Origin of the sequence: uncultured Brevundimonas sp., from assembly GCF_963974615.1 — a bacterium.
GTDB lineage: Bacteria > Pseudomonadota > Alphaproteobacteria > Caulobacterales > Caulobacteraceae > Brevundimonas.
On record NZ_CAXBDH010000001.1, the window covers coordinates 186,311 to 200,724 of the forward strand.

The 14,414-nt window shown below is 66.5% G+C and carries 12 protein-coding genes; 8 read left to right on the forward strand and 4 right to left on the reverse strand.

Features of this window, described 5'->3' with window-relative positions; translation table 11 throughout:
- Nucleotides 1–77 precede the first annotated feature (77 nt).
- The 4 genes from AAC050_RS00880 (at nt 78) to AAC050_RS00895 (ending at nt 7,091) form a co-directional block, all read left to right on the forward strand.
- Nucleotides 78–581: an RNA polymerase sigma factor gene (locus tag AAC050_RS00880; protein ID WP_339913158.1), complete on the forward strand. Its 504-nt coding sequence runs from the start codon at nt 78–80 to the stop codon at nt 579–581.
- 14 nt (nt 582–595) lie between these two features.
- On the forward strand, nt 596–1,576 hold the full coding sequence (locus AAC050_RS00885) for a FecR domain-containing protein (protein WP_339913159.1): 981 nt from the start codon (nt 596–598) through the stop codon (nt 1,574–1,576).
- Nucleotides 1,577–1,652: 76 nt separating this feature from the next.
- On the forward strand, nt 1,653–4,592 hold the full coding sequence (locus AAC050_RS00890) for a TonB-dependent receptor (RefSeq protein ID WP_292062158.1): 2,940 nt from the start codon (nt 1,653–1,655) through the stop codon (nt 4,590–4,592).
- Between the two features lie 9 nt (nt 4,593–4,601).
- Nucleotides 4,602–7,091, forward strand: coding sequence for a prolyl oligopeptidase family serine peptidase (locus tag AAC050_RS00895; RefSeq protein ID WP_339913160.1), 2,490 nt, complete (start codon nt 4,602–4,604; stop codon nt 7,089–7,091).
- On the opposite strand, the gene AAC050_RS00900 is transcribed toward AAC050_RS00895, so the two are convergent.
- The 4 genes from AAC050_RS00900 to AAC050_RS00915 all read right to left on the reverse strand — a co-directional run bounded on the left by AAC050_RS00900 (nt 7,024) and on the right by AAC050_RS00915 (nt 10,181).
- Complete coding sequence (locus tag AAC050_RS00900) at nt 7,024–8,775, reverse strand: asparagine synthase C-terminal domain-containing protein (RefSeq protein WP_339913161.1); 1,752 nt, start codon at nt 8,773–8,775, stop codon at nt 7,024–7,026. The two genes, AAC050_RS00895 and AAC050_RS00900, sit on opposite strands and share 68 nt — an antisense overlap.
- 2 nt (nt 8,776–8,777) lie before the next feature.
- Nucleotides 8,778–9,422 carry a lasso peptide biosynthesis B2 protein gene (locus AAC050_RS00905; protein WP_292062150.1) on the reverse strand — a complete coding sequence of 215 codons (645 nt, stop codon included), beginning with the start codon at nt 9,420–9,422 and terminating at the stop codon, nt 8,778–8,780.
- A gap of 55 nt (nt 9,423–9,477) precedes the next feature.
- Nucleotides 9,478–9,600 (reverse strand): hypothetical protein, encoded by a 123-nt coding sequence (locus tag AAC050_RS00910; protein ID WP_292062148.1) that lies wholly within the window; start codon nt 9,598–9,600, stop codon nt 9,478–9,480.
- 95 nt (nt 9,601–9,695) lie between these two features.
- Nucleotides 9,696–10,181: a helix-turn-helix transcriptional regulator gene (locus AAC050_RS00915; RefSeq protein ID WP_339913162.1), complete on the reverse strand. Its 486-nt coding sequence runs from the start codon at nt 10,179–10,181 to the stop codon at nt 9,696–9,698.
- A 232-nt stretch (nt 10,182–10,413) separates the two neighbouring features.
- On the opposite strand from AAC050_RS00915, the gene AAC050_RS00920 reads away from it, so the two are divergent.
- Genes AAC050_RS00920 through trbB form a run of 4 tightly spaced genes read left to right on the forward strand, consistent with a single transcriptional unit; the run spans nt 10,414 to nt 14,307 of the window.
- Nucleotides 10,414–11,043 (forward strand): hypothetical protein, encoded by a 630-nt coding sequence (locus AAC050_RS00920; protein ID WP_339913163.1) that lies wholly within the window; start codon nt 10,414–10,416, stop codon nt 11,041–11,043.
- The gene (locus tag AAC050_RS00925; RefSeq protein WP_339913164.1) at nt 11,044–12,924 is read left to right on the forward strand and encodes a type IV secretory system conjugative DNA transfer family protein; all 1,881 of its coding nucleotides are present in this window, start codon (nt 11,044–11,046) and stop codon (nt 12,922–12,924) included.
- Nucleotides 12,911–13,351 (forward strand): hypothetical protein, encoded by a 441-nt coding sequence (locus AAC050_RS00930; protein WP_339913165.1) that lies wholly within the window; start codon nt 12,911–12,913, stop codon nt 13,349–13,351. The genes AAC050_RS00925 and AAC050_RS00930 overlap by 14 nt, the downstream gene beginning before the upstream one ends.
- Nucleotides 13,351–14,307, forward strand: a complete 957-nt coding sequence (trbB, locus tag AAC050_RS00935; RefSeq protein WP_339913166.1) for a P-type conjugative transfer ATPase TrbB — start codon at nt 13,351–13,353, stop codon at nt 14,305–14,307. The genes AAC050_RS00930 and trbB overlap by 1 nt, the downstream gene beginning before the upstream one ends.
- Nucleotides 14,308–14,414: the final 107 nt, after the last annotated feature.

Consider the following 14,414-nt stretch of genomic DNA (forward strand, 5'->3'; position numbering starts at 1 on the left):
ACCATTCTGGCTGTCCGCTAGATTCTCGAACGGCCAGTTGAAGTGACTCGCCGATACGCTGTTAGGCGGAGACATCCGTGTCCCACGGCTCTGATCGACTAGGTGATCCCGGACGGGGGGGCATATCGGCCTTATACGATCGTTACGCCGCTTGGCTGAAGGCTCGGCTGGTAAGGCGATACGGCGTTCAGGATGCGGAGGATTTGTTTCAGGAAACTTGGTTGCGGGTCGGCCCGTATCAAGCCGCTCAGGCCGTTCGGCATCCCAAAGCGCTCTTGCTGCGCATCGCTTCAAATCTGGCGGCGGACCTTTATGCCGGACGAGATCGTCGGGCTCGTTGCGCCCGAGAAGTTGGTCAACTGGACGGGTGGGGCTTTGAAATGCCTGCTCAGACCGATGACGTGCTGGCGAAGCAGCTTGTTCTCAGCTTGCCTGTGCCCCTACGCGATGTCTTTGTGCTATCCCGGTTCGGCGGTCTGACGAACACTCAGATCGGAGAGCAGCTCGGGATTTCTCCCAAAACCGTTGAGTGGCGCATGACCAAGGCCCTGGCTCACTGCGCAGCCCAGCTTCGGCGCTAGAGATGGGGCGCATCATGACCAGCCCGACGGTCCGGGTTGAAACCACGGAGACGGAGGCGGCCGCCTGGCACGCCCGTCTGGGCGCGCGTAACGTAAGCACTGGCACGATCGAGGAATTCTTCGCCTGGCGCGCGGTGCCGGCGAACGCTGAGGCGTATCGACGTGTCGAGAAGGTCTGGGCCGATACGGGCAAACTGGCGGACGATCCTGCCATCATGGAAGCCCTCGAGGCTGCGATGTCGCGCAAGGCCGGCACGGGTCGGTCCCGCGCTGTCCCGCGCGGCCTTTTGGGACTGGCTGCGGTCGGCGCGGCGGCGGCGCTGGCGATCGGCGGATGGTCCTGGATGCAGAGCAGGACCGTTTTCGTCACGGCCGTGGGCGAACAGCGCGTGGTGCAGTTGGCGGACGGTTCGTCGATCCGGCTGGATACGGCCTCGCGGGTCAGGGTTCGGTTCGCGGGTGATCAACGCCTTGTGGATCTGGAGCATGGACAGGCGCTATTTACCGTGGCGCACGACCGGACGAGGCCGTTCGTCGTCCAGGCGGGCGGGACGCAAGTAACGGCGGTCGGTACGGTCTTCGATGTTCGCCGCGACGGTGCCGCCGTCAGCGTGACCCTGGTGTCCGGCGTGGTCGATGTGGCGCCGGCGGGGGAGGGCAGGGCAGTGCAGCGGTTGGCGGCCGGCCAGCATGCCCGCGTAAGCGCTGGAGAGGTCGCCCTCCGTTCTGTCGATGTGCGGGCCGAGACCAGCTGGACGGACGGGCGGATCGTCTTCCGCGATACGCCGCTGCGTCTGGCCGTGGCCGAAGTGAACCGGTATCTGACGGCAAAGATCGAACTGGACGCCACTTCGCTGGACGCGGTCCCGGTCAACGGGGTGTTCAAAGCGGGGGACCGGGACGCCTTCGTCTCCACGGCCTCGCAGGTGTTCGAACTTGAAGTCTCTCCGGGGCCGGATGGAGCCGTCCGCCTCTCGGAGCGAAAAAATAATTGAGAAACCTCTCCGGGGTTACCCGGGGTCTGAACCGTCTCTTCTCTGACGCCATGTGGCGGGGAGGGGAGCCAAGAATATGAGTCGCTCGAGTCTTTTGTCCTGCAGTGCGCTGGTCGCCTGCGTTCTCGCCGTCGGGACGACGGCCTGCGCCCAGGAGGCGCGCGAGTTCAACATCCCGGCCGGGTCGCTGGGAGACGCGTTGAACCTGTTCGCGACCCAGTCGGACCAGCAGATATTTTTCACCGGGGATCTGGTCGCCGGCCTGCGGACGCCGGGGTTGAGGGGGCGGTATGCGCCGCAGGAGGCGTTGAACACCCTGCTACGAGGATCGGGACTGTCGTGGTCCCAGACGCGTCCGGGGGTCATTTTTCTGCGGCGAGGGGAGGGCGGTGCCCAGGCCGCGGAAGGCGCGGTCTTGCTCGACGAGGTGGTAGTCACAGGGACGCTGTTGAAATCCTCGGGCGATCTTGCCTCGCCGGTCGTGATGCTGGACCGCGACGCGTTGGATCGGCGGGGTTTCGGAACCGTCGCTGAGGCTCTGACGGACCTGCCCCAAAACTACGCCGGGTCGGCGACGCCTGTGGTTCAGCTGGCCGGATCTGATCGGGGAGGCTCGAATTCCGTCTATGCGACGGGGGTTAATCTCCGGGGGCTCGGACCTGCGTCGACCCTGGTGCTCGTCAACGGCCGCCGGTTGGCCGGAACGGGGTTCCGAGGCGAATTCGGGGATGTGTCCGCCCTGCCGTCGGCGGCGGTCGAGCGGGTTGACGTGCTGCTGGATGGAGCCTCGGCGCTCTATGGAGCCGACGCCGTCGCCGGGGTGGTCAATGTGATCATGCGCCCGTCGTTCGAGGGACAGGAAAGCCGGGTGCGGGTCGCCGCGGCGGAAGGCGGTGCCGAGGACGTCATGGCCTCGCATGTGGCGGGCCGGGCCTGGTCGTCGGGCTCCGCCTATATCTCCTACGAGTACCAGACGACCAATGCCCTGAACTCGCGCGATCGACCCTACACCGCCGACGGCGACCTGCGCCCGTTCGGCGGAACCGATCGCCGGGGGCTGTCCAGTTCACCAGGCAATATTCTCTCTTTTGACGCTGCGGCCGGAGCCTTTGTGTCGCGCTTCGCCATCCGTCCGAATGCAAGCGGCACCGCGCAGACGCCTGCGGATTTCATCGCGGGAAGCGCCAACCTTCAGTCTTCCATGCTGGGCGCGGACCTCGTCCCGGCCCTGGAACGACACAGCGTCTACGGCCGCGTGCGGCAATCCTTCGGCGAACGGTTCGAGACCACGGCCGACCTGCGCTACAGCCGACGGGCGTATGAGGTTGCGGGCGTGGCAAACGCGGGCGTTTTCACCGTGACCCAAGCCAATCCGTTCTTCGTCTCGCCCACGGGCGCAGCGTCGCACACCATCGGCTATTCCTTCCTCGGCGACCTCGGTCCGACACGCCAAGAAGGGACCTCGGAAAGCGTCGGCGCGACCCTGGGCGCGCGCTATGCGTTCGACGCCGACTGGTCCCTCGACGGTTATCTGGCGTTTGCACAGGAACGCGGTTTGGCCGGGGTCTACAATCGGGTGAACAGCCGCCTGTTGAACGAAGCGCTGGGCACGATCGCCGATGACCCGACGACATCGTTTCGCGCAAGCGTCGATGGCTACGCCAATCTTTTCGGAAGCGGGTCCGCGAACTCGCGCGCCGTTCTTGATTTCATCAGCGCCGGGTTCTCCGAGGCTCGCGACCGAAGTCGCGCGTCATCGGCCAATTTTCTAATCCAGGGCCCTTTGCTGACCTTGCCCGGCGGCTCGTTGCGGTTTGCTCTCGGTGCCCAGTTCCGCAAGGAGACGTTCGACACCGAGGTGACGTCGTTCCTTTCGACCGCCGCGCCCAGGTTCAGCCCCAGCCCCCAACGTGAAAGGTCCATCAGCGCCGTCTTCGCCGAAGCGCGTATCCCTTTGATCGGGCCGGATAACGCCAGACCCGGGGTACGCAGTCTGGAAGTCTCCCTGGCCGGCCGCTACGAGGAGTACGATGACTTCGGTTCGACGACCAATCCGAAGGTCGGGGTGGTCTGGTCACCGATCCAGAATCTGGGCCTTCGCGCCTCGTGGGGAACCTCCTTTCGAGCGGCGTCCCTGCCGCAGATCTATGATGCCGCCGGCGCATTCGGAACCTTCCTGACCCGCGCCGATGGCAGCTCCGCGCTGGCCCTCTTCCTGGTCGGCGGCAATGCTGACCTGGAGCCGGAGACCGCCGAGACGCTCACGCTTGGTTTCGACTATCGACCCCGAGGACGGCTCAATCTGAGCGCCAACTATTTCGACACAAGGTTTACAGACCGGATCGCCCAGCCCGTCGCCGAGAATCTCTTCGGCGTGCTCAGCGACGCGGCCTTGGCGCCGTTCGTGACCCTCGTGAACCCGGGGACGAACGCCGCCGACCTGGCGCTGGTCCAGAGCTATTCAAGCCTGCCGGGCTTTTCTCCTCTCTTTCCGGTCGCGTCTTATGCCGCCATCGTTGACGCGCGCTGGGTCAACACCGGCGACGTCAGGGTGAAAGGCTTTGACCTGTCCGGGGCTTACCCACTCCAGGTCGGCGACAGTCTGGTCACGTTCGATGCCTCCGCCTCCTATATTCTCGACTATGAGACCCGGCCCACGCCTGCAGCGGCGGTCCGACAGGTCGCGGGCCTGATTGGCTATCCGGTTCGCCTTCGAGCCCGCGTCGGTGCCGTGTGGTCGCGCGGTGACTTCAGCCTCGGCCTCCACGCAAACCACGTTGACGACTACGAGGATCGCGTCGGCACCACGATCGAACGCTGGAACACAGTCGACGCCCAGGCGAACTGGATTCCGTCGTCGAGCCGGCTTGAGGGTCTGCGTCTGACCCTCAGCGTTCAGAATCTGTTTGACGAGGATCCGCCCTTCCACGACGCGCCGTCCGGATACGGATTCGATCCGGGACAGGGCGGACTTCTCGGACGTGTCGTCTCGCTTCAACTCACCCGGCGCTGGTGAGGGCGAGCCATGTTCAGTTCCCTTCACCGCCTTGTCTGGGCGGTCATGGCGCTCGCGTGTCTGGCGTCGTCATCCTTCGCCCAGTCACGGCCCCTTGGGGTCGATGATGTTGTGACGCTCGAAGGATTCGGCCGAGCCTCCATCGCGCCGGACGGCGCATGGGCTGTCTACGAGAAGCGCGGTGCCTATGACACCACCCCGCGGTTCGACTTTGGAGGCCGCTCCACCTGGGCGATCACAGACCTCTGGCTTGCTGACCTGACGAGGCCCGCGGCTCCATCGGAGCGTCTGCTGCCGAACGAACCTGCAGGGCTGTTGCGCGGGGCCTGGTCGCCGTCCGGGACCCGAATGCTGGTCTACAGTTTTCGGGACGCCCGTCTGCAGATCGGGATCGTCACGCTCGCAGACAGGTCGGTTGAATGGACAGGTCTAACGCCGGAAATCCCGCTGGCCGGCGCGGCGGCGGAATGGATATCCGACGATGAGATCGCGCTGACTGTCCGGCCCGATGGGAGCCTTCCTGCCATCCTGCGGTACTACGGCGGGAGCCAGGCTCGGGCGACCCAAGCCTGGGAGCGCACCGCGCTCGGCCGAGAGGCATCCCGCACGGTCGTCGAGACCCAAGGCGGCGTGGCGACGGCGGAAACCCCGGACGCCGTCCAGGCTCTGATTGTTCTCGATCTTCGGACTGGCGGGCGCCGGACGCTGGCTGAGGGCCGAATTGCTGATTTCGCGGTGTCACCGGATGCGCGGCGGGTCGCCGTGATCCTGGGCGAAGAGCGCATGGCCATCCGGCCCGAGTCCATCGTTCAGGCGGAGGGTTCGACCCGCCAGCGGCTTGCGATCATCAATCTGGTTGACGACGCAGTCGCCAGGCCGATGGACGCGTTCGATGTCGCGCCCCACCTCCTGCGATGGTCTTCGGATTCCAGCAGCCTTCTCGTATGGGCGCGTCAGGACGGAACGGACTGGACTGACGGCAGGCTGATGCACGTCGATCAGGCCGGCGCAGCCATGGTCCCGCTCGACGGGCTGACGCCCGGCGGAAGCGCCGACATTCTGAGGGGCGTCCGGGCGGAGTGGCTGGGTGGGACCCCGGTTGTATATGCGCGCCCGAAGGACGGAGAGCGTTTTGACTGGTACGCGCTTGCGGCGGGTGGACGACCGGCCCCGATGACCGGCGAATTGACATCCGTTCCCTCCCAGATTGCCGCCGTCGCCGGGGATGCGATTTTTCTGATCGCCGATGGCGGTTTGTGGACTGTGGGGTCGAAGGGCCTTCAACGCGTGGGACCGCCGGATCTGCTGGTGCGGAAGGTTGAGATCAGCGATATCGAGAAGCCGTTTCGGCTCAAGGTGAATGACGCGCCGCGTCAGAATTGGGTCGCCATGCTCGGACCAGAAGGCGAAAGCCTCGTCCTGACAGGCGCGGGCGCGGTGCGACGGATCGGTCCCGGTGTTGGTGAGGGAGGCCGGGTGGTTGCTGTGTCCTCGGAAATGGCGCTGGTTCTGGACCGCGTCGAACTCGTCGAAACCCTGCGCCTCAGGACGCCCACGGGCGTTTCCGACCTGGATCGGGTGAACGCGGGGCTGGCCGACGTCACCCTCGTGAAGCCGGTGGCGGTGGATCATCTGGACGCGCGGGGCCGCCACACGCGGAGCTGGCTATTCCTGCCCCCGTTGAGCGGGTCCGAAACGATCAAGGGCCTCGTGGTCCAAGTCTATCCCGGGTCTGTGGATGCCGGCGACTGGTCCGGACCGCAGACACTCACCTATGGCCTTCGGGCGGTGGTGATGGCGGGCGCAGGGTATGCGGTGCTGACGCCGTCGATTCCGATAGGCGAGGAGGGGACGACCGCAGTCGACTTCCTTGTCCGAAGTGTCGATGCGGCGGTTGATGCGACCCTGGCCGCCCATCCCGAACTGCCGCGCAACCGCATCGCCATTCAAGGCCACAGCTTTGGGGGCTACACCGCCTTGGCCGTCGCCACGCGATCGGCGCGCTACCAGTCCTATATCGCCTCATCCGGAATGTCGGACTGGTTCGGCGAATGGGGGGAGTTCATCCCCGCGACCCGAGTGATGCCTGAGGACGGCTTCATGATGATGAACCAGCAAGGCTATGTGGAGGTTGGGCAGGGCGAGCTTGCCGAGCCGCCCTGGGCCAACCCGGGAGCCTATATCGAACACAGTCCCTATCTTGCGGCGGACCGGATCACCGCACCGGTCATGCTGATCACGGCGGACAGGGACTTCATCCCGATGTCGCAGTCCGAACGGATGTTCAGCGCCCTTTACCGACAAGGGGGAACGGCGCGGCTCGTCACATACTGGGGAGAGCACCACCACGTTCTCAGCCCGGCCAACCTGCGCGACCTCTACGGTCAGGTGTTCGACTGGCTGGATCGGACCCTGCCGGGGTCGCCGATCATCAGTCCGGAGGCTTCAGACGTCGTTCCCATGCCCGGACCCAGCCCTCAAACGCCGCAGCCACAATGATGGTGGAATAGGCACCGCGCCATATCAGGCTCTCGCGAGTCAGAAGCTGATCGGCGGCGCTGCGGTCGAGGACACCGAGCGCCGCCAGCCGCCCGTCCAGAAGCCAGGGCCGCAATACGGCGAGATTGTCCAGGATCATCATGGCGTAGATCCGCGTCATGTCGCCTTTCGACCGGCGCTCGATGATCGCCCTCGGCAGTCGATCCCTGAAGGCGTACCTCGCCAGCCCTCGGTCGCGACCACCGAAAGTCAGGAGCGGGGTCGGAATCGCGAGGCACGCCTCGATCACGGGCTGGGCGCACATCGGGTGCCGCACATCGACGGTTTCGGTAAGCATCGAGGGCCCGTGTCGCGATACGCTGTCCAGGACGCCCGCGATCTGAAGTGTCTTGGCGGGACCGAACCCGTCGCAGTCGGCGAGCCAGGGATGCGCTACGGGTTGTTGGTGCGGGACAAGAATGCCCTCGTCTCGCACCGGAAGGCGCTGGCCCTCTCGGCCGTGGCGACGGGCCTCGCGGATCATCGACCAGACAGAAATTTCGTTTTCCGCAGCCAGGCGCGGGACATCGGGCGCAAAGAGGGCGCGCCAGCCCCGCGCCAGCCAGAGATCGGTGAAGACGTCGCTGGTGGAGCTTTGCAGAAGGATCGAATCCCCACCCTTGCCGGACATCAACGCCGTCGCGCCGACGTCGTGCAGCCGGGCGGCCCAGTCCATGTCGTGAGGACGGTCGAGGGCATTGAGTCCGGGGCGAAGCCCTTGGGACGTGCGCTCTAGCCACGCTTCCGTCATGGCACCCGTGCGATGCGGCACGCATGTTGGGACGATCCCCAAGCCCTCGCCAAGCGCGGCAACATAGGCGCGTTCATCTGCTTCCGGTGTCGCGCCATAGGCGTTGAGCCAGAGGCTGACGTCGATAGAGGGGCTGCGTGTCAGGCTGGAAGCCACGAGGCTGGAGTCCAGTCCACCTGACACTTCCGCGGCAACGGGCCCTGAAACACTCGCCAGCCCCGCAACCGCTTCGTCTATGGCGGCGCGGATCGAAGCGGCAGCGTCCTCAAGCGAGGGCGGCGGGCCCAGGCTGCGATGCGCGACGTCGGCCGGGTGCCAGAGGGATCGGGCAGGAATGGACAAGGGGAGGGGCTGCACCGTTCCGGGGGCAACCGCGATGGGACCGTCCAGAAGCAGGGGGCCCGATGAGAGGAAGGGGTCCAGCAGAGCCTGCGATAGCCTGTCGACATTGATGCGCCAGGGCGGCTGGAGCTTCTCCACCAGCCAGTCCGGTGCATCCGAGGCGACGATCGTCAGGCCTTCGTGCGCCCAGGCGACGCATTCGAGCGCGCCGGAGGGATCCCGTAGGACCGACGCCAGTTGGGATTGGGCACCGAAGCGCACCCCGACGTACCGGCCCCAGAAGCGGGCGAACAGCTTGCGTTCATAGTCGTCTGGATCGTCTGCCCGGGTGGGGAGGACGGGTTGCCGCCGGTTGAACACGTCGCCGACCAGGGTCCATGGGCCGACCGCCAGGGTTCTCGGCGCATTTGGCCCTTTGACCCCAAGCCACGCGCGACCGTTGAGATCGGACACCACGAGGCCCTTGGACCGTGCGAGCTGTGCGAGTTCAGCGGAAAGGATTTTCGCCTCGGGATCGTCCGGACGTCGGACCACGATGAGATAGTCGCCCACCGTCAGGCGACCATTATTGGCGTGTACCGATCCACGCGTTCGAGGGTGTCAGCGATGACGAGGTCGCCGATCTGCAGCCAGCAGTGTGCAGCGAACGGCCAGGTCCGCACCCCGAAGATCCAGTCGGTGTGGATGCCTTTGCCGGCCAGGACGCGTCTGAGCTGGAAGGCTCTCTGCAGGCATTCCCCTTCGAAAGGGACCCAAGGGAGCGCACCTCGAAAGGCAGCGACGGACCTGTCCAGACGAGCGTCGCCAACGGGTCCGCGCCGGGCAGAGGACGGAGCCGAAGTTTCGATGATCTGACGAAGCGTTCTATCCCGGAAGGCCATCGTCGCAGTGGCGAGCGCAAATCCGGTGTGGAAAAGGGTCCATTTGGGAGGGGACGACGCTGGCACCAACTCCCGTTGAGCCGCCTCTGGTGTGCGTCGTGGCGGCCCAGGGCGTTCACCAACGGCGATGCCGGCGGACAGCAGTTCAGTTGCAGCGGCCCTGTCGGGCACCACGACGGAACCGCTCTTGTCGACCACAATCCATTCCGCCGCATCCAGAAGGCAGTGGTACTGGTCGGCGTTCACATCCAGCATCACGATGTCTTCACGAACCTGCGCCAGGAACACGCCGTCAGCGCACCAGAGTTGAACCGTCATTTGTCTGTCCACCGCGCGTTGCGGACGATCGCCGTCGGCGACCGTCCGCTTTCGCTCAGGCCGGCTTGCGGCTGTCGAAGACGTTGATCTCCATATACTGGCCGCCCGTCAGGTCACGGGTCAGGGCCCTGGCGCTGCCGAGGGTGACGAGGCGCAGTTTGGGGGTGGGGGTTGTCATCACAGTCTCCTTGGGTTGGTCGCCACGGATGTGGCCTAAGGAGTGAGCGCGCGGCTCGACCGTCTGAAAAGCTATATCTGGAGTATATTGAGGGGTCAGCGTCCCGGTTTGGGGCGTTTGGAGAGCAACTCGGCCGCGCCCGTCTGTAACCAGGCCTGGGCCTGCTCGCTCGTCTCGTCGCCGTCCAGCAGGGTGTCGAACATGCCGGTGATCGCGGTGATCAGGGTGCGGGCGTCCAGGTCCATGAGACGATCCTGGATGGCCTGGTCGAACCGCTGGATCGCCACGGTGAGGATGGTCGCCATCTTGTTGTCGGCGCAGCGCCGGGCCAGCTCGGACGACCCGATCACGACCGAGAGAATGAGGGCATAGGGATCGCTGTTGGTCGCCGCGGCGAACCGGTGGATATGGTCGAGGTTCAGGCGGGTGGTGCCCGACTCGAAGCGTTCATAGGTTCTGAGCGCCATGTTCATGGCGCTGGCGACCTCGGCCGTGGTCATGCCGCGATGTTTGCGGACCGCCTTGACCGCCGCGGAAAGCAACTCGCCGTCGCGGGGCAGTTCAGGCGGCACTCCACTCATCGGCGAAACCTCTCAAACACGGGATGGTGCGACGGGACGCTTCAGTGGGCAACGCTCATCCTTTCGTTTCCGTACACAACCGGTGCTCCTCCGCCACAAAGCGGCGGATGAACCGACGGCGCACGGCGGATATCTCGACGTTTTATGGCGTTTTTGGCCATTCGGGGTTGCAACTCATTGGCGAGCCGGTCGATCCGCGCCAGAAACCCTGGCTCCCTCCCTGGAGACGACCGTGACCCGAAAGCGTGATCCCTTCCTCCTTGCCCTGGAGAGCATTCGCCATCTGTCCGAGCAGGGGGCCTATGCGCCCGGGACGCCGATCGTGATCATCGAGGAGGCCCGGCGCCTGCGGCTGTCGACCACGCCGGTGCGCGAAGCTCTCGCCTGGCTGTGCGGCGAGGGCTTGATCGAACGGGCGCCCTTCGGCGGCTATCTGGCCTCGCGGATCGACGCGGCCCTGGTTCGGGACAGGTTCGCCTTCCGGCTCCATTGCCTGACGACAAGTCTGAACCTGGCCGAGGCCGTGCAGGACCGTGATGAACCCGTTCCGTCGTCCGCCGCACCGGAAAAGCGGCTGGCCGAACGTCTCGACCGCATCGTCCGGGGCGCGGGCAACCAGGTCCTCGCCGAAGCCTTTGAGCGGGTGGGCCGCCAGCTCCTGCCGCTGGCCCAGGCGGAACAGCGGATCCTGCATGATCGTGAAGCCGAGGCCGTCTCGATCCTTCAACTGGCCGACTCCGGCACGATCCCGGCGCTCCGGCAGGCCCTGGTCGCCTATCACCAGCGCCGGATGGACGCCGCGCCGCTGCTGGTCCTCGACGTCTCCGGAGAGCGGCGGGATCCTCCCGGTGAGGCGGTCTAGGTGCCGGTGCGGCTGGCATGCCTCGGTCTGGGCCTGCTGCTGGGATTGCAGGCGGCGACGCAATTGTTCGCCTGGACCTATCACTGGGCCCCGGCGCTTGGCCCGGCGATGCGGGTTCATCCTGACCTGGCGCTCTATCCGCCCTGGGCGATCCTGGCCTGGCGCGGGGAGTTCGGCGACGAGGCCCGGACAGCGGTCTCACGCAGCGCGCCGCTGATCCTGTTGGGTGCGGCGAGCGGCCTGGGCTTGGGATCGATTGTCAGCGGAGATCGAACGGCGCGTCGGATCCGGGGATGGGGCGGCTGGGCCGAGGCTCGCCGCGCGGGCCTGCTCAGTCCGGCCGGCGCGGTCCTGGGCGTATTCAGGGGGCGGCTGCTGGCGACGGCCGATCTTCGGCCGACGCTGGTGACCGGCGGGACCCGCAGCGGCAAGGGGCGGGGCCATGTGACCCCGACCCTGTTGTCGTGGACCCCGAGCGTCCTGGTGCATGATCCAAAGCGCGAACTGTGGCGGATCACAGCCGGCTGGCGTTCGCGGTTCTCGCATACCTTCTATTTCGCGCCGCGGGATCCGGCGTCCGCGCGCTGGAATCCGCTGGCGGAGATCCAGCCGGGACCGGGCGAACTGGCGCAGGTCCAGCGTCTGGTGGCCATACTGTCCGATCCCGGGGGCGCACGGGACGACGAGGCGATCTGGGACAAGGCCGCTTCAGAAATCCTCGAAGCCGTGATCCTGCATGTCCTCTACACAGCCCAGGACGCTGACAAGACCCTGCTCAAGGTGCGGGAGCTTCTGGCCGATCTCGACGATGCGGCCGACGGGATGATGAAGACCCTGCACCGGCCGGGCGCGGACGGGAAATCCGAAACCCATCCGTTCATCCGGACGGCGGTGAAGGGCTATGCCGCCATGCACGACCGGTTCCGGACCTCGGTGCAGGGGACGGCGCGGTCCTATCTGAAATGGCTGGCCGGCGAGGACGTCGAACGGGCGCTGTCGGCGTCCGACTTCGCCATGGGCGATCTGATGTGTGCCGAAGCACCGGTGTCGCTCTATGTCCAGGTGGCCCCGGCGGACGCCGCCGCGCTGCGGCCGCTCGTGCGGCTGATGTTCTATTCCGCGGCCCAGGCCCTGACGGCGGAGGAGACGAGGGACGCGACGGGTCGGGCGAAGCGTCACAAGCTTCTGATGGTCATGGACGAGTTTCCGCTCCTGGGGCGGCTGGCCTTCTTCGAGAAGTCGCTGCGCCTGATGAGCGGCTACGGGGTCAAGGCGATGTTCGTGGCCCAGTCGCTCAACGACATCGTCGAGACCTATGGTCAGCACAACACCATCCTCGACAACTGCGCGGTCTATACGGCCTTCTCGGCGCTCGATCCGCTGACCCAGGACAAGGTCTCGAAGCTGACGGGGTCGGTGACCGAAACCCGTATCAGCCGGAGCGGGCCCGCAGGTCTGGGGACGGGCCGCAGTTCCGTATCGCGCGCGGAGATCGAACGCCCCCTGCTGGAGCCGGGCGAGATCCGCGCGCTGCCGGACGACCAGCAGCTGGTGTTCGTTGCGGGGCATCGTCCGCTTCGAACCGAAAAGCTCCTCTATGACCGACGCGAACCGTTCCGGAGCCGTGCGGGGGAAACCCCGCCCGATCAGGGCCGGAAACTCGACGTCCCGCCCCGCGCCCCTCATCCGTGGGCGGGGCGTCGCAGCCTCGGCGAGGACGCTGAGGCCAGCCTGCCTCTGTTCAAGGAGGTGGTGGCGGCCATGGACGACAAGAAGGTCGCGGCCAGGGCGGCCGATATCTACGGGCGGGTGGCGCAGGAGATGGCCGCACAACAGGCGGTCCTCGATCAATTGCAAGGACACGGCGATGACAAGGACTAATCCCCAGACCGCCCGCGTGCAGGTCTATCTCACTGATCCCAAGCTTGCGACGGCGCTTAATCGCGAGGCGCGGGCCGGCCGGATGCCGCTCAGCCAGGCCGCCGGGCGGGCGATCTCGCGGGGCCTGCAGAAATCGCCCCAAGCTGATCCCGAGGATCGGCTGCTGCAGCTCGAACGCTCGCTGAGGGACCACATGCGGTCGACGGCGCGGGACATGCAGATCGTCCAGGAGCTTTTGATCGAGGTGGCGCGGGCCTTCTTCCTGCGGCTGCCGGACGCCGTGGTCGATCAGGACCCGACGGTCCAGGCGGCCGTGGACCGGCGGATCGAACGGCTGCTTGACGCCACGGCCGCACGGATCGTCGCGGGGCGAACCGCGACCGATACGGTCGCCGGCGAACCCCGCTCCTTTGACCCTCAGCCCTGATGGCGGTCCATCCGATCGTCGCGGAACGCAAGCTGGAGGCGCTACGGCACGCGCTCGGACCGACGGTTCTCGCTGCCCTGGAAGAGCCCGCCGTGGTGGAGATACTCGCCAACCCGGACGGACGGCTGGTCCTCGACCGGAGCGGGGAGGGCCGTCGCGACACCGGCCAGACCCTGTCGCCGGAGGCGCGCGAGCGCGCCATCAAGCTGATCGCCGACTATGTCGGCGAGAGCGTAACCCGGGATGATCCCCGGCTGGCGGGCGTCCTGCCGGGGACGGGAGAACGGTTCCAGGGGCTGCTGCCGCCGATCGTCGCCGCGCCGGCGTTTTCTATCCGCAAGCGGCCGGCCGTGATCTGGAGCCTGTCGGACTATGTCGCCGAAGGCGTGATGACGCAGGCCCAGGCGGACGCGCTGCGACAGGCGGCGGCCGAACGCCGCAACATCCTCATCTCCGGCGGGACCGGGTCCGGCAAGACCACCCTGGCCAATGCGGTTCTGGCCGAACCCGCCTTCGCCGGGGACCGGGTCTTCCTGATCGAGGATACGCCGGAACTGCAGTGCTCGGCCTGGGACGTGCTGGCGGTGCTGACCCGGCGCGCGCCGGTCGTCATCGGCGTGGTCGATCTGGTGAGGGATGCGCTGCGGATGCGTCCGGACCGGATCGTCGTTGGCGAAATGCGCGACGGGGCTGCCGCGCTTGAGACCTTGAAGAGCTGGAACACCGGACATCCCGGTGGTCTGTCGACGATCCACGCCAACTCCGCCGAAGACGTGCTGCGTCGCGTCGAGGATCTGATCATCGAAGTGGTCGCCCGGCCGCCCCGGCGCGCGATCGCCCAGGCGGTCGACCGGATCGTCCATATCCGGCGCACGGTCGAGGGCCGACGGGTGGAGGCCGTGCTCGCCGTCGAAGGGCTTGAGGCGGATCGTTACCTGCTGACGCCGCTCGCGTGAGGACAGAGCGCGCCGGCGCTATGCGGCTTCCTGGTGGATCGCTGACATCGCGATGCCTGGAGAAGCGCTTCGCCGCCGCGGCCTGTTGATGTGGGCTCGGCCGGCGG

Bases quoted from the DNA above. Each gene is read 5' to 3' on its own strand.
- AAC050_RS00895 (WP_339913160.1), top strand. From the start codon at position 4,602: ATGTTCAGTTCCCTTCACCGCCTTGTCTGGGCGGTCATGGCGCTCGCG.
- AAC050_RS00885 (WP_339913159.1), top strand. From the start codon at position 596: ATGACCAGCCCGACGGTCCGGGTTGAAACCACGGAGACGGAGGCGGCC.
- AAC050_RS00890 (WP_292062158.1), top strand. From the start codon at position 1,653: ATGAGTCGCTCGAGTCTTTTGTCCTGCAGTGCGCTGGTCGCCTGCGTT.
- trbB (WP_339913166.1), top strand. From the start codon at position 13,351: ATGGCGGTCCATCCGATCGTCGCGGAACGCAAGCTGGAGGCGCTACGG.
- AAC050_RS00905 (WP_292062150.1), bottom strand. From the start codon at position 9,422: ATGACGGTTCAACTCTGGTGCGCTGACGGCGTGTTCCTGGCGCAGGTT.
- AAC050_RS00915 (WP_339913162.1), bottom strand. From the start codon at position 10,181: ATGAGTGGAGTGCCGCCTGAACTGCCCCGCGACGGCGAGTTGCTTTCC.
- AAC050_RS00910 (WP_292062148.1), bottom strand. From the start codon at position 9,600: ATGACAACCCCCACCCCCAAACTGCGCCTCGTCACCCTCGGCAGCGCC.
- AAC050_RS00930 (WP_339913165.1), top strand. From the start codon at position 12,911: ATGACAAGGACTAATCCCCAGACCGCCCGCGTGCAGGTCTATCTCACT.